The following is a 19,848-nucleotide window of genomic DNA, read 5'->3' as shown; positions in this document are numbered from 1 at the left end:
GTCGATTCCGGGTCAGGCTGATGGCCTGTCGGGATCACTGATTCTCCTCGAGTCGCACCGTCCAATTGATCACGGTTGCTGCCCGCCAGCGCAGGTGCTTGCCGACACGGAAGCCGGCCGGGCCGTAACCTGTCGTCCGCCAGGAGTAGATGGTCTGCTTTGTCACGCCAAGGTAGGAAGCGACATCGTCGATGTCCCACAGTTCTTGGGCCTCGACCAGCCTGGGTGCCCGGCTTCCGCGGTCTCCGCGCCGCCGCGGCCCAAAGATTCCCGGTTCCATAGCCGGCACGTTCGAGTTCGTTGCCATCATCCAGCCCCTCCTCGCGGCGTTGACGGACAGTTGGTCTACGGGCACCTATGTCCGACGGCGGCATGGGAGCGATCACGTCGGCGGAAACGATGTGGCAGCAAGATGACTCGGGCATCGCGGCGGTGGTTGCCCAACTGTGCGATGCCAGGCTGGTGGCTCGGGCAACCGACCCGTGCCGCGACCTACCCGAAGAGTCCCCTGAGGACCGTGTGGCAGGAGATGGCGCTACCCAAATTTGTACCGGATTTGTAACAGACGAGCGGCTACCAACAGCAAACGCCGCCGAACGACCAAAAGGTCGCTCGGCGGCGTTTGTGCAGGTCAGCGGCTGTTCTTTGCGGTCGTTCGGCGTTGCTGAATGACCGCAGCCGGAGGCCCGGTTAGATGTCGAAGTACATCTCGAACTCGTGCGGGTGCGGGCGCACCTGCAGCGGGAGCACCTCGTTCTCGTACTTCCAGGTGATCCAGGTGTCGATGAGGTCCTGGGTGAAGACGTCGCCCTCGAGCAGGAACTCGTGGTCGGCCTCGAGAGCCTTGAGGACCTCGGGGAGAGAGGTCGGGACCTGCTCGATGGCCTCGTGCTCCTCCGGCGGCAGCTCGTACAGGTCCTTGTCGACCGGCTCCGGGGGCTCGATGCGGTTCTTGATGCCGTCGATGCCGGCCATCAGCTGGGCCGCGAAGCACAGGTACGGGTTGCTCGAGGGGTCCGGGATGCGGAACTCGACACGCTTGGCCTTCGGCGAGTTGCCCGCGATCGGGATGCGGATGCAGGCCGAGCGGTTGCGCGCGGAGTACACGAGGTTGATCGGGGCCTCGAAGCCCGGGACCAGGCGGTGGTAGCTGTTGGCCGTCGGGTTGGTGAAGGCGAGCAGCGCAGGGGCGTGCTTGAGCAGGCCACCGATGTACCAGCGGGCGAGGTCGGACAGGCCGCCGTAGCCCTGCTCGTCGTAGAAGAGCGGCTCGCCGTCCTTCCACAGGCTCTGGTGGGTGTGCATGCCGGACCCGTTGTCGCCGAAGATCGGCTTGGGCATGAAGGTCGCGGTGTGGCCGGCCTGCCAGGCGGTGCTCTTGACGACGTACTTGAACTTCATGATGTCGTCGCCGGACTGGAGCAGGGTGTTGAACTTGTAGTTGATCTCCTGCTGCCCCGCGGAACCGACCTCGTGGTGGCTGCGCTCGACCTCGAGACCGACGTCCTTCATCCTCAGGCAGATCTGGTCGCGCAGGTCGGCGAAGTGGTCCACCGGCGGCACGGGGAAGTAGCCGCCCTTCATGGCCGTCTTGTATCCCTTGTTGCCGCCCTCCTCCTTCCGACCGGAGTTCCACTTGGCCTCGATCGAGTCGAGGAAGTAGTAGGAGCCCTGCGGCTGGGTGTCGAAGCGGACGTCGTCGAAGACGTAGAACTCGGCCTCGGCACCGAAGTACGCGGTGTCGGCGATGCCGGTCGACTTCAGGTACGCCTCGGCCTTCGCCGCGACGTTGCGCGGGTCACGGCTGTACTGCTCGCCCGTGAAGGGGTCGACGATCGAGAAGTTGACGATGAGCGTCTTCTCGTCGCGGAAGGGGTCCAGGTACGCGGTCTTGATGTCCGGCACGAGCTTCATGTCGGACTCGTGGATGGCCTGGAAGCCGCGGATGGAGGAGCCGTCGAACATCTGGCCCTCGGTGAAGAAGTCCTCGTCGATCGACTCGGCCGGCACGTTGAAGTGCTGCATGATGCCCGGCAGGTCGCAGAAGCGGATGTCGACGAACTTGACGTCCTCGGCCTTGATGAACTCAAGAACCTCGTCAGGGGAGCTGAACAAACCATCCTCCTGGGGTGGGGCGGCAGCCCACTCTGACCTGCCGCATCAACTTGTTGGCGTCACCGTAGGCCGGGCCGGTTTCCCGACCATGACCCGGATGTTTCGCCGGTGTTACACGAGACGGTGGTCCCACGCACTGAGATCGAGCCTACCGAGTGGCGGGCCCGGCCGGTGGTCGCGTCCATCGAGGGGACGCATAGGCTGCCCCGGTGAGCAGCAGCGCCGGCCGTCGTGTCCCCACCCAGGACGAAGGGGGGAGCGCCGCCCCCTTCGGTCGTCGCGTCCTCGCCCTGCTCGTGGACTGGATCGCCTGCCTGGTCATCACCCACGGCCTGGTCGGACGGGTCGTCGAGCTGAGCCCGGAGGGCTTCTCCTTCGTGCCGCTCGGTCTGCTCTTCGTGCTCAACACGCTCGGCGTGACGCTCGGCGGCGCGACCTTCGGCCACCGCCTGCTCGGCCTGCGGGTCGTGCCGGTGCACGAGCAATGGGTCACCCCCCTTCGCGCCGCCGTCCGGGCCGCGCTGCTGTGCCTCTTCATCCCGGCGATCATCATGCTCAAGGACGACGGGCGGGGACTGCACGACCTCGCCGCCGGCACGCGGGTCACGCGCCCCTGACGAGGACGTCGGCTCAGCGGCCGCGCAGGGCGCGGCGGTCCATGCGCGCGCGGGTGGGGTCGACCCCGGCGGGGACGCCCTGGCGCAGGCCCGGGAGGGACTTCAGCCGCTTGTTGACGACGGCCATCTCCTCCTTGGACAGCTCGGGGCGCAGCTTGGTGAGCGTCATCCGGATCTTGCGGGGGGCGAGCTCGCCCTCGCCCGAGCCGACGCGGAAGGTGTGGACCGTGACGCCCGGGGCGACCCGGTTGATCTTCTTGGTCTCCTTGACGAAGAGCCGGTCGACGCGGTGCTTGGGGCCCTCGCCGAGGAGCACGACACCCGGCCGGCCGAGCGCCCGGAAGACGACGGCCGCGGTGTTGATCTCGCTCGGCTTGGTCGCGTCGACCGCGACCGGCTCCTGGTCGTAGTACCAGCCACGCCGCAGGGCGGACAGGCCACCGATCGAGGCGCCGCGCTGGCCCTCCATCTGCGCGAAGGCCGCCCGCTCACCCCGGCGGGACATCATGATCATCGCGGCCAGCGCGGCGAAGGGGAGCGCGACGAGCAGCGAGGCGAGGACGTGCCCCATGACCAGGCCGATGACGGCGCCCACGGCCAGCACCGCGACGAAGGCGAGCAGCATCCACAGACCGATCTGCGGGTCGATCTGCTTGATCGTCGTGTAGACGGTGCGGAGGCGCTTGAAGGGGTTCTCGCGCTTCGGCTTCTCGGGCTGCTCGTTCTTGCTGGCCATGGGGGTTGAGTCTAGTTCCTCGGGAAAGGGGTGGGGTTCAGCCGTCGGTGCCGGTGGCGGGCTGGTCGAGCAGGGCCTGGGCGCGGGACTTCGCGACGAGCGAGGAGGCCTCCTGGCGGGCCGGCTCGTCGATGGCCTGCTCGAGGTGCGACAGGTGCTCCGGGATGGCCCGGCCCCACTTGCGCATGGCCGTCGCGTAGAGGCGACCGGCGCGGTAGCTCGAGCGCACCAGCGGCCCCGCCATGACGCCCTTGAAGCCGATGTCCTCGGCGAGCTCGCTCCAGTGGACGAACTCCTCCGGCTTGACCCACCGGTCGATCGGGTGGTGCAGCTTGGAGGGGCGCAGGTACTGGGTGATCGTCAGGATGTCGCAGCCGGCCTCGTGCAGGTCGCGGATCGCCTCCTCGACCTCGTGGTCCTCCTCGCCCATGCCCAGGATGAGGTTGGACTTGGTGACGAGCTCCGCCTCGCGGGCCATCGACAGGACCCTGAGGGACTTGTCGTAGGTGAAGGCGGGGCGGATCTTCTTGAAGATGCGCGGCACGGTCTCGAGGTTGTGGGCGAAGACCTCGGGGCGGGCATCAAACACCTGCCCGACGAGCTCCGGCTTGGCGCCGAAGTCGGGCGGCAGGATCTCGACACCGGTGTGCGGGTTGAGCTCGTGGATCGCCCGGATCGTCTCCGCGTACAGGGCGGCGGCACCGTCGGGCTGGTCGTCGCGGGCGACGCCGGTCACGGTCGAGTAGCGCAGGCCCATCTCGCGCACGGACTCGGCCACGCGGCGCGGCTCGTCCATGTCGAGCGACGTGGGGCGGCCGGTCGCGATGTCGCAGAAGTCGCAGCGCCGGGTGCACACGTCACCACCGATGAGGAAGGTCGCCTCACGGTCCTCCCAGCACTCGAAGATGTTGGGGCAGCCGGCCTCCTGGCAGACGGTGTGCAGGCCCTGGCCGCTCACCCGCCCGCGGATGGCGTTGTACTCGGGGCCCATCTTCGCCGTGGTGCGGATCCACTCCGGCTTCCGCTCGATGGGTGTCTCGGCGTTGCGCGCCTCGACGCGCAGCAGACGACGTCCTTCGGGTGCGACGGTCACGCAGCTCTCCTGGCAATCTCGGTGGTCCCGGTGGTGTCCGGAAACCGCTCCAGCCTACGCCGCCCCCGCGGAGGGTCGAAGGGGGGCGACGGGCACCCCCTTCGTCACTAGGATCGAGGTGTCGGGCACACGGACCCGCACGGGGTCACAGGAGGTCGGAATGACGCAGTCACCCATCCACGGGATGAGCCGGGACGAGTGCTGGCAGGAGCTGCGCGGGCACGAGTTCGGGCGGCTCGCCTTCCACCTGGCGGGGGAGGTGCACATCGTCCCGATCAACTACGCGATCGACCGCGAGGTCCTGCTCTTCCGGACCGCCCAGGGCAACAAGCTGCTCGGCGTCGTCATGCAGTCGGACGTGGCCTTCGAGATCGACGGCTACGACTCCGCGCAGGCGTGGTCGGTCGTCGTGCGCGGCCGGGCGCGCGTGCTGGAGTCCACCGATGACCGCGAGCGCGCGGAGGCCTCCCGGCTGCGGTCGTGGGTGCCGACCGACAAGGACGTCTTCGTCGAGATCGCCCCCGAGGAGATCAGCGGGCGGCGCTTCGACCTCGACAAGCCGTGGGAGCACGCGATCCCGCTCCGGTGATCAGGCGGTGGCCGCGGCTCCGCGGGTGAGCGGCAGGTCCTCGGTCATGACCTCCAGCAGGTGGGCCCTGGCCGAAGGGAGGATGTCGGCCACGGTGAGGTCGCGCCCGGTCTCCAGGGCGAGGGTCGAGACGTCCGCGTCCGGGATGCCGCACGGCACGATCGTCTGCGTCCACGACAGGTCGCAGTCGACGTTGAGGCTGAACCCGTGCATGGCGACGTCCCGGGAGACGCGGATGCCGATCTGCCCGAGCTTGCGGTCGCGCGCACCGTCGGCGCCGGGCACCCAGATGCCGGAGCGTCCCGGCACGCGGGTCGCGGTGACGCCCACGTCGGCGGCGACGCGGATCATCATCTCCTCGAGCCGGCGCACGTGGGCGATGACGTCGCGGCGACCGGGCAGGTGGGCGATGGGGTAGCCGACGAGCTGCCCGGGGCCGTGCCAGGTGATCTTGCCTCCGCGGTCGACGTCGATGACCGGCGTGCCGTCGACCGGCCGCTCGTGCGGCTCGGTCCGCTTGCCGGCGGTGTAGACCGCCGTGTGCTCGAGCAGGAGCGTCGTGTCCTCGAGCTCGCCGGCCACGACCGCGGCGTGGACCCGCTTCTGGTGCTCCCAGGCGGTCAGGTAGTCGACGGTGTCGGGCGCGAAGCCCAGCTCCTCAAAACGCATCGGGCCAGCCTACGCCCGGCTCAGCGGGGGAGTCGTCGGGTCTCGACGGGGGTCTCGACCGCCCGGCCGTCCTCCCCCTTCGTCACGATGTACGCCCCCTTGCCGTCGACCTCGGTGACGGCCTCGACGAGCTGGGTGCCGCGGTAGACCAGGCCGACGCCGTCGTCCGTGCAGTGGGTCTCGCCGAGCGTGCCGTCGGCGACCAGACGGTGCACCGTCGGCCGGCGACGAGCCTCGTTGTCGTAGTGCACGCCGTTGTCGTACGGGAGGAGACCAAGCCCGTCGGTGACCGCCCGCAGCTCCGGCCCGAAGGAGTCGGTCGTGCCCCCGCGGAACCAGCAGATCGAGCCGGCGCTCACGCCGGCGAGGACGACGCCCGCCTCCCACACGCGGCGGAACACCTCGTCGAGCCCGTGCACCCGCCAGACCGCGAGCAGGTTGGCGACGGACCCGCCGTTGACCCAGACGACGTCCTGCGCGAGGAGGTGGGCCTCCATGTCCTCCACCGTCGGCATCGGGAAGAGGTTGAGGTGGGTGACGTCGTACCCGGCCGCCGCGCCGGCCTCGGAGAACGCGGCGTTGAAGGTGCGCGGATCACCCATGGCCGTGCCGAGCTGGCAGATCCGCGGGCGCGAGGTCGTGCCGGACAGCCCGACGGCGTGCTGGACGAGCCCCGCGAAGGCGAGGTCCCCCCGCTCCGGCCGGACGTAGCCACCGGAGGTGGCGAGGATCGTGGGCTGGTCTGCGGTCATGACCGCAGGTTAACCAGCGTCACCCGAAGAGGCGGCGCCACCACTGCCGACGCGGCTTATCGAGCGGCTGCCCGGCGAGGTGTCCGGTGGAGGACCCGCCCGGCGTCGTCCCCCAGGCCATCGCCCGCTGGAGGTGCGCCCGCACGTCCGGCGGCAGCTCGTCGAGGGAGGTGTACTCGGTGCCGTCGACGGAGTACGTGGTGGTCACCGCCGGCTCGGGCAGGGGACCGCCCTGCAAGACGTCGGGGATCCCGTCGCCGTCCGTGTCGGGCATCCGCGTGCGGACCAGGTCCTGCACCTCGGGCGGGAGGTCCGCCCAGGAGTCGTAGACCGTGCCGTTGTACTCGATGCGCTCGGAGCGAAGGACCATGCGCGTCAGGCTGACGAAGGGAGGGGGCAGGACCGACGGTGAGGTCCGCGGTCCGCCTCGTGCCTGTGGAGAACTCCGCGGCGGGAACGACGATCCGGGCCATGGTGGGGGCATGGACGAGATCCCGCCGCAGGTGCTCGGGTACCGGCTGACCCGGCTGCTCGGCCGCGGCTCGACGGCCACGGTGTGGCGGGCCCGGCGCGAGAGCGACGACGAGCTGGTCGCGGTCAAGATCGTGCGCGGTGGCCTGGACGACGAGAGCGTGCGCGAATACGCGATGCTCCAGCACGCGGCCGGAGAGCACGTGGTCGGCCTGCACGAGACCCTCGAGGTCGAGACGGACGAAGGGGGGTCCACCGCCCTCGTCCTGGAGCTCCTCGCCGGCGGCTCGCTCGAGCGCGTGGTCGCCGAGCGCGGGCACCTCACGCCCGGGGAGACGGTCACGATCATCGCGCCGATCGCCGAGGCGCTCGCCGGCCTGCACGACCTCGGCATCGTCCACGGTGACCTCAGCCCCGGGAACATCCTGCTCGACTCCACCGGGCGGCCGGCGCTCGCGGACCTCGGTTACTCGCGCCTCACCGGCGAGGCACCGGGCGACGTGCACGGCACCGACGGGTTCGTCGCGCCGGAGGTCCTCGAGGGCGGGGACCCGGAGCGCGCCAGCGACGTCCACGCGGTCGGTGCGATCGCCTGGCTCTGCCTCGCCGGCTCGGCCCCGGGGCACATCGCCGCGCGCCCGGAGCTGGGCGACCTCGTGCCCGACGAGCCCGCCCTGGTCGAGGCCGTCGAGTCCTGCCTCGCGACCGACCCGGCGCTGCGGCCGGAGGCGGACGAGGTGGCGCGCGCCGTCTTCGACGCGGTGCCCGCGCAGCCGCTGCGGATGACCTCGACCGGCGACGTCGCGTCGGGCCTGACCCGACGCATCCGCGAGGCGGCGGCCGAGGACGAGCTGCGCACGCCCGCGTGGCAGCTGGAGCTGGCGGCGGCCCGCCCGGCGCAGCCACGTCGTCGGTGGTGGCAGCGTCGCCCCCAGCAGGCCGAGGGGGAGCGGGTACGGCGCGAGCCGCGCCGTGGAGGTCGTCACGCCGCGCCGCGCCGCAGGGACGAGCCCGTCGACCTCTCGCGCGACCCGGACGAGGTGAGCGAGCCGCGCGCGATCGCCCGGTCGGCCGTCGACACGCCTCTGCTCGGCCGGCGGGTCGGGACCGTCGTCGTGCTTGCCGTCGCCCTGCTCCTCGCCGTGATCGTCCCGTGGCGACAGATCGCGACCGCCGAGGACGAAGGGGGCGCCACCCCGAGCCCCGCGTCCGCCCGGACGTCATCGGCGCCCGGGCGGGCGACCTCGCTCGCCACGGACCGCTCGGCCCCCAGACAGGCGGCGAGGGGACTCGCGCAGGAGCTGACCACGCTGCGGCAGCAGCTCGTCCTCGACCTCGACCGAGAGGTCGTCGCCCGGCTCGACGAGCCGGGCTCGCCCGCGGCCGCGCGGGACGGCCGGCTCGTCACCTCGTTGCGGGAGAGCGGTCACCGCTACCGCGGGGTGGAGCTGACCGTTCGCTCCGCGCAGCTGCAACGGACGGCGGGGTCGACGGCCGTCCTGCGCACAGTCGTCGACGAGAGCGCCTACACGGTGGTCGGACCGGACGGCGGGCGCCGCACCCGGCCCGCGCGCCCGGGGCAGCGGGTCGACCTCGTCCTGGTCTGGCACGACGTGGCCTGGCGCGTCCGGGACGTCCGCGCTGTCCCGGACGTCGCGTCGTCGCCACGGGCGGCCGGACGCACCTGAATCCGCATTCCCCTAGGGCAATGCAGGTCCAGGTCGAAGGGGGGTCTCAGTCGTCGAGCAGGTGGGCCAGGGCCCCGTCGAGGTCGGGGTGGCGGTGCTCGAAGCCGAGATCCTGCAGACGCTGGGGGAGCACCCGGGCCGAGGCGAGGGCCTCGTCGGCGAACTCGCCGAGCACGACCCGGATCGCGGCACGCGGAGCCGGCAGGAGGGCCGGGCGGTGCAGCCGACGGCCGATGGCGCGGGCGACCTCGCGCTGGCGGGCCGGGTGCGGACCGGTGAGGTTGACGGCGCCGGTGACGGAGGGGTCCTCGACGAGCAGGGTGTAGGCGGCGACGACGTCGTCGATCGTGATCCACGGCATCCACTGGCGACCGGAGCCGAGCGGGCCGCCGAGCCCGAGCCGGCCCACTCGCAGCATCGGGGTCAGGGCGCCGCCGTGCGCCGACAGGACGATGCCGGTGCGGGCGTGGGCGACCGGTACGCCGGCTTCGCGGGCCGGGGTGGTCGCGGACTCCCAGTCGCGCACGACATCGGCGAGGAAGGTGTCCGCCTCGGCGGAGTCCTCGGTGAGGACCTCGTCGCCCCGGTCGCCGTAGATGCCGACCGCCGAGGCCGTGACGAGCCGGGTCGGACCCGCACCATCGGCGATCGCCCGCGCCACCAGGTCGGTGCCGTCGACCCGCGAGGAGTGGATCAGTGCCTTGTACTCAGGGGTCCACCGGCGGTCGCCTACCCCGGCGCCCGCGAGGTGCACCACGGTGTCGACGCCCGAGAGGGCCTGCGGCGGCAGGTGCTCCGCGGAGGGGTCCCACTGCCGCTCGTGCCCGGCCGAGGGCTCCCGGCGCACGAGGTGGACGACGTCGTGACCCCCTTCGCGCAGGGACGACGACAGCGCGCCGCCGATCAGTCCGGAGGCTCCGGTGATGGCGACGCGCTGTCGGGGTGAGGTCATGTCAGGCCTCGAAACGGCCTTCCTCGAGGCGTGCCTTGACGGTCCCGAGGAAGCGGGCCGCGTCGGCGCCGTCGACGACCCGGTGGTCGTAGCTGAGCGCCAGGTACATCATCGAGCGGATCGCCAGGGTCTCCCCGCCGTCGTCCGTCGTGATGACGACCGGGCGACGCACGATGGCACCGGTCCCGAGCATCGCGACCTGGGGCTGATTGAGGATCGGGGTGTCGAAGAGCGCACCCCGGCTGCCCGTGTTGGTGATGGTGAAGGTCCCGCCGGACAGGTCGTCCGGCGTGATCTTGTTGTTGCGCGTGCGATCGGCGACGTCCGCGATGGCGCGGGCGAGACCGGCGACGTTGAGGTCACCGGCGTTCTTGACGACCGGCGTGAAGAGGCCCTTCTCCGTGTCCACCGCGATGGAGAGGTTCTCCTGGCCGTGGTAGACGATCTCGTCACCCTCGACGCTCGCGTTGACACCCGGGTGCGCCTTGAGCGCCTCGGCCGTCGCGAGGGCGATGAAGGGGAGGAAGGAGAGCTTCGTGCCCTCACGGCTGACGAAGTCGGCCTTGGCGGCGTCGCGGACGCGGGCCACCTTGGTCATGTCGACCTCGACGACCGTCGTCAGCTGGGCGCTGACCTGCAGCGACTCGACCATGCGCTCGGCGATGACCTTGCGCAGGCGCGACATCTTCTCGCGGGTACCGCGCTTGGACGTCGGGACATTGGACTCCATGCCCGCCGGCACACCGGAGGGGGCGGAGGCCACGGCCGGAGCGGCCGGTGTCGCCGCGGCCGGGGCAGCGGGGGCCTCGGCCGGCTGGTTCTTGGCCTTGGCCGCGTCGAGGACGTCCTGCTTGCGGATCCGGCCACCGATGCCGGTGCCCGTCACCTGCGCGAGGTCGATGTCGTTGTCCGCAGCGAGCTTGCGCACGAGCGGCGTGACGTAGGCAGCGGCGTCGCCGGCTGACGACTCCTGCTTCGGAGCCTCCTGCTTCGGGGCCTCGGCCTTGGGGGCCTCGGCCTTGGGGGCCTCCTGCTTGGGGGCCTCCTGCTTGGGGGCCTCCTGCTTGGGGGCCTCCTGCTTCGGGGCCTCGGCCGCCTGGGCGGCCTCGGGCTCCTGCGCGGCGGCCTCGTCGGCGTCGGTGCCCGCGGTCGCGGGCTGCTCCTCGTCGGCCTGCGGCGCGGGCGACTCCTCGGCCGTGGGCGCAGAGCCCGAGCCGGAGCCGCCGACGATCGCCAGGTCGGCACCGACCTCGACGGTCTCGTCCTCCTGGACGAGGATCTTGGTCAGGGTGCCGGCGACCGGTGAGGGGATCTCGGTGTCGACCTTGTCCGTGGAGACCTCGAGCAGCGGCTCGTCGACCTCGACGGTGTCGCCCTCGGCCTTGAGCCAGCGGGAGACGGTGCCCTCGGTGACGGACTCGCCCAGGGCCGGCATCGCGACCTTGGTGCCCTCGCCGCCGTCGGCGGGAGCGGACTCGGCGGCCGGGGCCGCCTCGGCCTTCGGCTCCTCGGCGGGAGCCTCCTGCGCCTTGGGCTCCTCCGCGGGAGCCTCTTCCGCCTGCGGCTCCTCGGCCGGCGCGTCCTGCGCGGGCTCGGCCGCGTCACCGGAGTCGTCGGACGCCGGGGCGTCGCCGTCCCCGATGACCGCGAGGTCGGCTCCGACCTCGACGGTCTCGTCCTCCTCGACGAGGATCTCCTGGATCGTCCCCGCCACGGGGGACGGGATCTCGGTGTCGACCTTGTCGGTCGACACCTCGAGCAGTGGCTCGTCCACCTCGACCGTGTCGCCGACGTTCTTGAGCCAACGCGTCACGGTTCCTTCCGTGACGGACTCACCCAGCGCCGGCATGGTCACCCGCTCAGACATGCGCCTCTGCTCCTTCTATCGAGATGGGGTACGTCACAGACTCTCACGAGTCCGTGTGCTGTTGTCCACGGGGTTCGTCACCTGATCGGTGGCGAGCGATGCCTCACGGCGTCTCAGCTCCTCCTCGTGGCGGCGCCACGCGTCCTGGTAGGAGACGTACCCCTCGACCCACGGCTTCTGGCCGCCGGCCCAGTGGATGATCTTGGGGTCCACGACGTCCTCCTGCGACGGCCGGGCGTTCCAGCCGGGAGCGAGGCTCAGCCGGTCGGCGCCGACGTAGACGTTGAGGATGTGCTGGTCGTGCATGCCGAAGTTGTTGGCATAGGGCAGGAACCGCTCGCAGAAGTCGTCGGCGCGCATCCTGGCCAGGTCGAGGACCATGATCCCGGCGTTGAACCCGACGAAGTCGAAGGGGTGGCGCCGGGTCTCGCGCCGGATGAGCTCCGAGCCCATCCCCGGCTCGAGGTCCTTGAGCGAGGCCGGCACGAAGATGTTGGTGTAGCCGCTCTGCATCGAGCTGGCCTCGGAGTCACGGGCCGCCAGCGGGTGCCCCTGCAGGTCGGTCTCGTAGAGCTCGGCGACGTCGGCCACGGGCAGCGCGTCGATGTCGTGGTAGACGACCCGGTCGACGTCGGTGAGCAGCTGCGGCAGCACCAGGCGGTCCATCGTCGAGACGGTGATGTGCGGGATCATCGCGTGGATGTCGCCGTAGGTCACCTCGTCGCACGGCCACCACGAGAAGGACACGCTCGGGAAGAGCGCCGCGGCCCGGTCGAAGTCGGCCTGCTCGTGCTCGCGCACGAGCACGTTGAGGTGGATCGGTCGGCTCGCGTGCTCCACGAGCCCGTCGACGACGACGAGGAACTGGTCCTTGAGGTTGCCGTCGAGGGCGAGGACGATCTCCATCTCCTCACCGGCCGGGCCGTCCTGCGTGCGCGGCACGTCGACGCGGCCGGCGCGGATCGTCGCGACCGCCTCGTCGACGTCCACGAGGGAAGGGAGGGTCACGTCCTGCTCGTTGCGGCGTCGGGCAGCTGCGACCCGGTCCGCGGTGACCTCGGCCCAGATCGCGCGCACGCTCCCTTCGTCCTCGCCGCGCAGGATCGCCGCGAAGACCGGCTCGAGGAGGTCGGCGATGCCGCGCCCCATCTCGAAGACCTCGTCGTCGGTGAGCGGGGCCAGGCCCGCGAAGCGGATGTCGGACGGGTTGCGCGGCGCGAAGTCGACGTCGCACCCGAGGGCGCGTGCGGGCAGGTACGCGTGCAGGCGACCGGTCACGACCTTGCCGATCGAGCCGGCGTACTCGTCGAGGCTGGCCAGGGCGGTGCGCAGGTTGGTCGCCATGTCGGCGCCGCGCACGTCCTCACGTTCGTTGTGGATGCGGCGAGCCCCCCGGGGTGCCGGCAGGTCGATCCACACGGTCGGTGCGTCCGCCGGCCGGGCCGGGGTGTCGTCGGGCCGCACGTAGCGCACGGTCGTCGTCAGGCAGCCGGAGAAGAAGGCCGGGATGCCCTGCCCGAGGAGCAGGTCGACGGTCGAGTGGTCGCGGCAGCCGATCGGCGCGTGCGCCTTGAGGTGCTCGATCGTCTCGTCGGTGAGCAGCGCCCGCTTGTTGAGGTGGAAGGAGACGTAGAGGGGCTTGAGGTGCCCCGGGAAGGGGAAGTCGTGCCGGACGCCACCGAGCTTGTGGGCGTACCAGCCGAAGGCGAGCATCCACGTGCCCTCGGGCACCTGCGAGTACGTCGAGGCGTCCCGGTCGACCTGGTGGAGGGTCACCGGCACCTCGGGGGAGTCGACGCGCAGGTCGGCCGGGACCCGCGCGGCCAGGTCGGTGGCGAAGCGCCCGAGGTCACCGTCGTCGAACCGCGCGCCGGTGTGCCGCACGAGGTGCGAGAGCGAGGCGATGGTCTGCACGTAGTCGCCGATGTTGCTCGAGGTGTTGCGGGGGTCGGGCTGGTCGTAGCCGATGACGCCGATCGAGACCGTGCCCGGGGTCGCCGGCGTCGGCTCCGTCGGCCCGGCGGCGATGCGCGGCGCCCACCTGGACATCCACGTGCGGTCGCGGACCAGCGCCTCGGTCTGGGCCTCGTCGAGCTCGCCGCTCGCGAGGTCCGCCACCGCCGCGGCGTCGAAGCGCTCGGCCAGCCGCGTGCACTGCGCTCCGAGGCCCAGGCCCATGGCGCGGCGGGTGAGGGTCAGCCAGGTGTGCGTGCTGAGCGGCCCCGGGTGCTCCAGCGCGCGCTCCACCGCGTGCTCCGCGAGTACCCGGTCGTGCTGCCCGGCGAGCAGCACGTACTCGTTGGCGGCGTGGCGCAGCCAGACCTCGTCGGGGAGGGTCGACAGCCGCTCCCAGGCGAACTTGGGCAGGCCCATCTGGTGGGCGATGAGGCCGGTGGCGAGCGTGCCCGCCTGACGGGTCGGTTCGTTGTCGTAAAGCCACTGCGCGATCTGCCGGGCGACCGTCACCTGCGGGGAACCCTTGGCCCCGCGCACGAGGTGCTCCATCGCACCCTCGAGCCCCTCACCGTGCGCGAGCGCCATCGTGAACTCGGCGCGGGTACGCAGCCACCTGACCCCCACCTCGAGCTCGCGGCGCTCGTCCGCGGAGGGCGCGTGGCCCGGCGCCGGGCCGAGCTCGCTCGGCAGGCGGTAGCCCTCGGCAGCGGCGCGCAGGCCTCGGTAGGCGTAGCCCAGGCCGGCGGCACGATCGGCTGCCTGGGCGCGCTTGGCCTCCAGCGCCTTGAGTGAGTCCTCGGCCGCAGCGAGCTTCGCCGTGGTCGCGTCGAGCTGCGCCCTGGCCTCGTCACGCTGCCGGCGAGCCCGGTCGCGCTGCTCGCGGGCCTTGCGCAGCTCCCCCTTCGCCGTGTCGAGGCGCGCGCGCACCTCGTCGACGCCACCGATGCGGGCGGCCGCACGCTTGGTGACGCGCTTGGTCGCGCGGGGGAGTGAACGGGGGTCAGGACTCATGGTGCTCCGTGGTCAGGTCGGGGGGAACTGCACGACAGCCTAGGACGGTCGCTGCGGTCGGTCTCAGGCGTGCGCATGCAGCGGGCGGCCGGCGGCGAGCATCGCGGCCTCGCCGAGGGCCTCGCCCTGGGTGGGGTGCGCGTGCACGAGGGGCGTGACGTCCTCGGGGTGGGCCTCCCAGCCGACGACGAGCTGCGCCTCGCTGATGAGCTCGCTGACGCCGAGGCCGACCATGTGCACGCCGAGCACCGGGCCGTCCTTCGCCCGCACCAGGGTGACCGATCCGGTCGTGCCGCGGATGATGCTGCGACCGTTGCCGCCCAAGGGGTAGGTGACGGTCTCGACGTCGTGGCCGGCTCCCTTCGCCGCCTCGGTGGACAGCCCGACCGAAGCGATCTCGGGGTCGCAGTAGGTGACCTTGGGGATCGTCACGTCGTCGACCGGGCGCGGGTCGAGGCCGGCGACGTCCTCGGCGACGAAGATGCCGTGGGCGAAGCCGCGGTGCGCCAGCTGCAGGCCCGGCACGAGGTCACCGACGGCACGCACGCCCTCGACATCGGTCCGCAGCCGCTCGTCGGTCGGGACGAACCCGCGCTCGAGCGTCACCCCGGCCTCCTCGAGGCCGATGCCCTCGCTGCGGGGCCCGCGACCCACGGCGACCATCACGAGGTCGACCTCGAGCGGGTCGGCGCCCTCGAGGTGGACGACCGCGCGGTGCTCGTCGGCCTCGACGGAGGCGACCCGGGTGGAGGTAAGGGTGGTGATCCCGCGCTTCTTGAACTCGCGCGTCAGGTGCTTGGAGATCGACGGCTCCTCGGCCGCGACGATCCGGTCGAGGGCCTCGACGACCGTCACCTCGGCGCCGAAGCTGCGCAGCATCGACGCGAACTCGACACCGATGACGCCGCCGCCCAGCACCGCGACGCGCTGCGGGATCTCGGCGAGGTCCATCGCACGGTCGCTTGTCATGACCCGCGGCCCGAGCTCCACGCCCGGGATGGTCCGGGCGTACGAACCGGTCGCCAGGACGACGGTCCTCCCGCTCAGGCGCGTCGTGCCCCCTTCGCCCTCCACCTCGACGGTGCTCGCGTCGACCAGCCGGCCGCGACCGCTCACGACCTCGATCCCGGCCTGTCCGATGAGCCCGGTCAGGCCCCTGTGGAGCTGGGCGACGACCTTGTCCTTGCGCGCGTGCAGCGCGGCCGTGTCGATGCCCTCGAAGCTCGTGAGCACCCCGTGCGACGCCCCCACCCGCGCCCCGTCGGCCAGCTCGGCCGCGTGCAGCAGCGCCTTGGTCGGGATGCACCCGCGGTGCAGGCAGGTCCCCCCGATCTTGTCCTCCTCGACGAGCGCGACCGTCAGGCCCAGCTGCGAGGCCCGCAGCGCGCAGGCGTACCCGCCGCTCCCGGCTCCGAGGATGACGAGGTCGAAGGGGGACGAGGTCGTGGGGTCGGCCACGGCGAGGCTCCTTTGCGCGTTGGTGTGTCCGGGGTCACGGACCGGCCCAGCGTACGGCCTCGTGCGCGTGGTCCCCCTACCGTCCGGCGCGACCCGGGGCACGAGGGCTGCGCTGGGGAGAAGTCCGGACTGCTCTCCCCGCCGGTCACCTCGTCCGGGAGGTCCGGACTTCTCCTTGATTCGCGCAGGCCCCCGTCCCCGGGTCGCGCCTCGTCGGCGACGTGACGAGGGCGCGGGCAGGAGGGTGGGGGTCGGCCCGACTCAAGGAAAAGTCCGGACTGCGCACCCGACGCGAGGCGAAGGGAGAGCGGTCCGGACTTTTCCCTAGGGCCACCCCCAGCCCTCCGCCGTGCCCGGAGGCGACCGGGGCACGCCGCAGGCGACGGGGGCGTCAGGCGAGGGAGGTGAGGTGCTCCAGGAGGGTGCCGACGGCGACGCCGGTGCCGCCCTTGGGGACGTGGCCCCAGGGGGCGCCCTCGTTGAAGGAGGGGCCGGCGATGTCGAGGTGGGCCCAGGGGATCTGCTCGCCGGAGGAGTCCTTGGCGAACTCTTGGAGGAACAGGCCGGCGGTGAGGGCGCCGCCCCAGCGGTCGCCCTTGTGGGCGATGTCGGCGACGGCGGAGTCGAGGCCGGAGCGCAGGTCGGCGGGCAGCGGGAGCGGCCAGCTCGCCTCGTCGGCCCGCTCGGAGGCCACGGTGATGGCGGTGCGCAGGGCGTCGTCGTTGCCCATGACACCGAAGATCTTCGGGCCGAGGGCGACGACGCAGGCGCCGGTGAGGGTGGCGACGTCGAGGATCTGGTCGGGGCCGGACTCGGCGGCCAGGGCCATGCCGTCGGCGAGGACCATGCGGCCCTCGGCGTCGGTGTCGATGATCTCGACGGTCGTGCCGTTGCGCATGGTGACGACGTCGCCGGGGCGCTGGGCGTTGCCGCCGGGCATGTTCTCGGCGAGGCAGAGGTAGCCGGTGACCGCGATGGGCAGGCCGAGCTCGGCGGCGGCGACGACGGTCGCGGCGACGGCGGCGGCGCCGGCCATGTCGGACTTCATCGTCGTCATGCCGGCGGAGGGCTTGATGCACACGCCGCCGGTGTCGAAGGTGATGCCCTTGCCGACGAGGGCGACGTGGGGGACCTTCTTGCTGCGCGGCGCGTAGGAGAGGGTGACGATGCGCGGCGGGCGGCTGCTGCCCTGGCCGACACCGACGATGCCGCCGAAGCCACCCGCGACGAGCGCCTCGTCGTCGAGCACCTCGACGGTGAGCTTGCCGGAGGACGCCTTGGCGACCTGCTGCACCTGCTCGGTGAAGGACTGCGGGTAGAGCAGGTTGGGCGCGGTGTTGACGAGGTCACGGGCCCAGGCGACGTTGCGCGCGACGGTCTCGGCGCGGGCGATGACGTCCTTGGGGGAGTCCTTGCGGCCGAGCTCGGAGAAGACGGTGATCTCGCGGTCCTCGGTCGGCGCCGCGGACTTGTGCGCGGTGAAGGCGTACGCGCCGGAGAAGGCCCCCTCGGCGATCGCGGTCAGCCCGGCCTCGTCGGTGTGGGGCAGGGACAGCGCGACGGAGCCCTTGCCGGCGGCGCGCACGGCGGCACCGGCGGCACGACGAAGGGGGTCGCTGCCCCCTTCGCCCTCACCGAGACCCACGAGCACGACCTTGTCCGCGGAGACGCCCGGGACGGCCGCGAGGGTCGTCGTGTCCCCGACCTTCGTGCTGACCTCGAGGACCGGGACGACGCTCGCGAGGTGCTTGGCCGTGGCCTTGGGCAGGTCCGCGCCGGCGACGACGGTGGCGTCGCCCGCGCCGGTGACCCCGAGCACGAGGGTGCGACCGGACCACGCGGGGAAGGATCGGGAACCATGGATCAGCGAGGGCACGTCGGGGGCACCTTTCGGTTGGGGAAACGGTGGGTGTACCTCCCGCAGGCTATCCCGGATGACGAGACGGTAGCGTCTGGCGCATGACCGACAGCGACGCCCTGCGCACCTCCCCGATCCACGAGCGCCACGTGGCGCTGCAGGCCAAGATGGCCGACTTCGGCGGCTGGGAGATGCCGATCGAGTACCCGGGCGGCGGAGTCGTCGCGGAGCACACCGCGGTCCGCGAACGGGTGGGCCTGTTCGACGTGAGCCACCTGGGCAAGGCGCGGGTCTCCGGGCCCGGGGCCGCCGAGCTCGTCAACTCCACCCTGACCAACGACCTCGGGCGCATCGCCCCCGGGCAGGCCCAGTACACGATGTGCTGCAACGAGTCCGGCGGCGTCGTGGACGACCTCATCGCCTACCTGCGCAGCGACGACGACGTCTTCCTCATCCCCAACGCGGCCAACACCGCGACCGTCGTGCAGATGCTCCGGGACGCCGCGCCCGAGGGCGTCGAGGTGAGCGACCTGCACGAGGACTACGTCGTCCTCGCCGTGCAGGGCCCCAAGAGCGACGAGGTGCTCACCGCCCTCGGCCTGCCCGTCGACCACGACTACATGTCCTACGACGACGCGCAGTGGCAGGGCCACGACATCACCGTCTGCCGCACCGGCTACACGGGGGAGCGCGGCTACGAGCTGGTCGCGCCGGCCGCGGCCGGCCTCGAGCTGTGGGACGCGATCGTCGAGGCGATGGCCCCCTTCGACGGGCTGCCGTGCGGTCTCGGTGCCCGGGACACGCTGCGCACCGAGATGGGCTACCCGCTGCACGGCAACGACCTGTCGCCGGAGATCACCCCGGTCATGGCGCGCTCCGCGTGGGCGGTCGGCTGGGACAAGGAGACCTTCTGGGGCAAGGACGCGCTCGTCGCCCAGCGGGTGGCCAAGTCCTCCAGGCTCCTGCGGGGCCTGCTCGTCACCGGCCGCGGCATCCCGCGCAGCCACTGCGCGGTCCTCGTCGACGGCGTCGAGGTCGGTGAGGTCACCTCCGGCACCTTCAGCCCCACCCTCAAGCAGGGCATCGCCCTCGCGCTCCTCGACCGCTCGGTCACCGACGGCGACGAGGTCGTCATCGACGTCCGCGGCCGCGAGGTCGCGGCCACGGTGACCAAGCCCCCCTTCGTGCAGGTGCAGGTGAGGCAGGCATGAGCGACTCCTACCGCTGGCGGCTCGAGGACTCCTCGGGCGCTCCGCTGGTCAACGGCCCGGGCCACACCGTGCCCTTCCCGACGCAGGCGGACGCTGAGGCGTGGTTCGCCGAGTCGTGGGAGGACCTCGCCGACGCCGGCGTCGCGCAGGTCAGCCTCCTGCACGAGTCGGAGGTCGTGTACGGCCCGATGTCGTTGACGCAGGCCTGAGCCCTCAGCGGGGGGTGCCGCCGCGCTCGACCATCGGCTTGGGCATGCGCGTGCGCCGGATCTGGAAGCAGCGCATCACGGTGTACATGGCCAGGCCACGGGTCGGGGTGTCGGCGCCGAAGCGCTCGTGGATCCTGGCCTTGGTCCGGCGCCACAGCAGCACGGCGTCGATGACCGCGATGATGATCAGCAGGTAGACGGCGAGGAAGACGTAGGTCGCCCACTCCGCGGCGAAGAGGCTGAGCACGAGGACCGCCAGCATGAGCGGCAGCAGCCACTCGCCGAGGTTGAACCGCGCGTCGACGCTGTCGCGGACGAAGCGGCGCACCGGGCCCTTGTCGCGCGGCGGCAGGTGCTGCTCGTCGCCGGTCATCATCGCCTGACGCGTCTTCTGCGCGTGCTCGCGGCGGGCGGCGCGGTCCGCGGCCTTGGCGGCCTTGCGGTCGGTCTGCACGAGGGGACGCCGACGCGCGGCCTCCTGGTCGCGGCGCTTGGGGGTCGGGCGGTTCTTGGCGCCCTCCCGCTGGGGGCGGTCGCCGGGAGCGCGGTCGGCAGAGACCGCCTGGGCATTGTCCTTCTTGCGTCCGAACACGAGG

General features: G+C 71.9%; 19 protein-coding genes. 6 read left to right on the top strand and 13 right to left on the bottom strand.

The window, feature by feature from the left end; all coding sequences use genetic code 11:
* Window positions 1–34: 34 nt before the first annotated feature.
* Window positions 35–310 (bottom strand): helix-turn-helix transcriptional regulator, encoded by a 276-nt coding sequence (locus JT1_RS17740; RefSeq protein WP_082807513.1) that lies wholly within the window; start codon window positions 308–310, stop codon window positions 35–37.
* 47 nt (window positions 311–357) lie between these two features.
* On the opposite strand from JT1_RS17740, the gene JT1_RS18270 reads away from it, so the two are divergent.
* Window positions 358–672 carry a hypothetical protein gene (locus JT1_RS18270; protein ID WP_155993199.1) on the top strand — a complete coding sequence of 105 codons (315 nt, stop codon included), beginning with the start codon at window positions 358–360 and terminating at the stop codon, window positions 670–672.
* An 18-nt stretch (window positions 673–690) separates the two neighbouring features.
* On the opposite strand, the gene glnA is transcribed toward JT1_RS18270, so the two are convergent.
* Window positions 691–2,115 carry a type I glutamate--ammonia ligase gene (gene glnA / locus JT1_RS06440; RefSeq protein ID WP_068324840.1) on the bottom strand — a complete coding sequence of 475 codons (1,425 nt, stop codon included), beginning with the start codon at window positions 2,113–2,115 and terminating at the stop codon, window positions 691–693.
* Window positions 2,116–2,324: 209 nt separating this feature from the next.
* On the opposite strand from glnA, the gene JT1_RS06435 reads away from it, so the two are divergent.
* Entirely contained in the window at window positions 2,325–2,732 is a 408-nt protein-coding gene (locus tag JT1_RS06435) for an RDD family protein (RefSeq protein WP_068324839.1), read from the top strand.
* 13 nt (window positions 2,733–2,745) lie between these two features.
* On the opposite strand, the gene JT1_RS06430 is transcribed toward JT1_RS06435, so the two are convergent.
* Window positions 2,746–3,468, bottom strand: a complete 723-nt coding sequence (locus tag JT1_RS06430; RefSeq protein ID WP_068324837.1) for a DUF4191 domain-containing protein — start codon at window positions 3,466–3,468, stop codon at window positions 2,746–2,748.
* A gap of 37 nt (window positions 3,469–3,505) precedes the next feature.
* Complete coding sequence (gene lipA / locus JT1_RS06425; RefSeq protein ID WP_068324835.1) at window positions 3,506–4,561, bottom strand: lipoyl synthase; 1,056 nt, start codon at window positions 4,559–4,561, stop codon at window positions 3,506–3,508.
* Window positions 4,562–4,721: 160 nt separating this feature from the next.
* On the opposite strand from lipA, the gene JT1_RS06420 reads away from it, so the two are divergent.
* Window positions 4,722–5,150 (top strand): pyridoxamine 5'-phosphate oxidase family protein, encoded by a 429-nt coding sequence (locus JT1_RS06420; protein WP_068324833.1) that lies wholly within the window; start codon window positions 4,722–4,724, stop codon window positions 5,148–5,150.
* On the opposite strand, the gene lipB is transcribed toward JT1_RS06420, so the two are convergent.
* From lipB to JT1_RS06405, 3 genes are read right to left on the bottom strand one after another with little or no spacing between them, the layout of a single operon-like run.
* On the bottom strand, window positions 5,151–5,819 hold the full coding sequence (gene lipB, locus JT1_RS06415; protein WP_068324831.1) for a lipoyl(octanoyl) transferase LipB: 669 nt from the start codon (window positions 5,817–5,819) through the stop codon (window positions 5,151–5,153). It abuts the gene before it with no gap.
* Window positions 5,820–5,839: 20 nt separating this feature from the next.
* Complete coding sequence (locus tag JT1_RS06410) at window positions 5,840–6,571, bottom strand: Type 1 glutamine amidotransferase-like domain-containing protein (RefSeq protein WP_068324829.1); 732 nt, start codon at window positions 6,569–6,571, stop codon at window positions 5,840–5,842.
* A 19-nt stretch (window positions 6,572–6,590) separates the two neighbouring features.
* Window positions 6,591–6,941: a hypothetical protein gene (locus JT1_RS06405; protein ID WP_068324821.1), complete on the bottom strand. Its 351-nt coding sequence runs from the start codon at window positions 6,939–6,941 to the stop codon at window positions 6,591–6,593.
* Window positions 6,942–7,053: 112 nt separating this feature from the next.
* Between JT1_RS06405 and JT1_RS06400 the strand changes: the two genes are divergently transcribed.
* The gene (locus tag JT1_RS06400; RefSeq protein ID WP_068324818.1) at window positions 7,054–8,730 is read left to right on the top strand and encodes a serine/threonine-protein kinase; all 1,677 of its coding nucleotides are present in this window, start codon (window positions 7,054–7,056) and stop codon (window positions 8,728–8,730) included.
* A gap of 46 nt (window positions 8,731–8,776) precedes the next feature.
* On the opposite strand, the gene JT1_RS06395 is transcribed toward JT1_RS06400, so the two are convergent.
* The 5 genes from JT1_RS06395 to JT1_RS06375 all read right to left on the bottom strand — a co-directional run bounded on the left by JT1_RS06395 (window position 8,777) and on the right by JT1_RS06375 (window position 17,850).
* Window positions 8,777–9,682, bottom strand: coding sequence for a TIGR01777 family oxidoreductase (locus JT1_RS06395; protein WP_068324815.1), 906 nt, complete (start codon window positions 9,680–9,682; stop codon window positions 8,777–8,779).
* Window position 9,683: 1 nt separating this feature from the next.
* Window positions 9,684–11,549: a 2-oxoglutarate dehydrogenase, E2 component, dihydrolipoamide succinyltransferase gene (gene sucB / locus JT1_RS06390; protein ID WP_068324813.1), complete on the bottom strand. Its 1,866-nt coding sequence runs from the start codon at window positions 11,547–11,549 to the stop codon at window positions 9,684–9,686.
* A gap of 33 nt (window positions 11,550–11,582) precedes the next feature.
* Entirely contained in the window at window positions 11,583–14,516 is a 2,934-nt protein-coding gene (locus JT1_RS06385) for a glycosyltransferase (RefSeq protein ID WP_068324811.1), read from the bottom strand.
* 63 nt (window positions 14,517–14,579) lie between these two features.
* Entirely contained in the window at window positions 14,580–15,974 is a 1,395-nt protein-coding gene (gene lpdA / locus JT1_RS06380; protein WP_068324808.1) for a dihydrolipoyl dehydrogenase, read from the bottom strand.
* 391 nt (window positions 15,975–16,365) lie between these two features.
* On the bottom strand, window positions 16,366–17,850 hold the full coding sequence (locus JT1_RS06375; RefSeq protein ID WP_068324806.1) for a leucyl aminopeptidase: 1,485 nt from the start codon (window positions 17,848–17,850) through the stop codon (window positions 16,366–16,368).
* A gap of 83 nt (window positions 17,851–17,933) precedes the next feature.
* Between JT1_RS06375 and gcvT the strand changes: the two genes are divergently transcribed.
* Both gcvT and JT1_RS06365 read left to right on the top strand, forming a co-directional pair.
* The gene (gcvT, locus tag JT1_RS06370) at window positions 17,934–19,043 is read left to right on the top strand and encodes a glycine cleavage system aminomethyltransferase GcvT (protein WP_068324800.1); all 1,110 of its coding nucleotides are present in this window, start codon (window positions 17,934–17,936) and stop codon (window positions 19,041–19,043) included.
* Entirely contained in the window at window positions 19,040–19,252 is a 213-nt protein-coding gene (locus JT1_RS06365) for a hypothetical protein (protein WP_068324798.1), read from the top strand. Before gcvT ends, JT1_RS06365 begins: the two co-directional genes overlap by 4 nt.
* A gap of 4 nt (window positions 19,253–19,256) precedes the next feature.
* Here JT1_RS06365 and JT1_RS06360 read toward each other — a convergent pair whose 3' ends face one another.
* Window positions 19,257–19,844, bottom strand: coding sequence for a DUF3043 domain-containing protein (locus JT1_RS06360; protein WP_068324796.1), 588 nt, complete (start codon window positions 19,842–19,844; stop codon window positions 19,257–19,259).
* Between the last annotated feature and the right edge of the window lie 4 nt (window positions 19,845–19,848).

It is taken from the genome of Janibacter terrae NBRC 107853 (assembly GCF_001591405.1).
GTDB classification, from domain to species: Bacteria; Actinomycetota; Actinomycetes; order Actinomycetales; family Dermatophilaceae; genus Janibacter; species Janibacter terrae.
The sequence above is the reverse complement of the archived record's forward strand: the minus strand, read 5'-3'. Positions and strand labels throughout refer to the sequence as shown.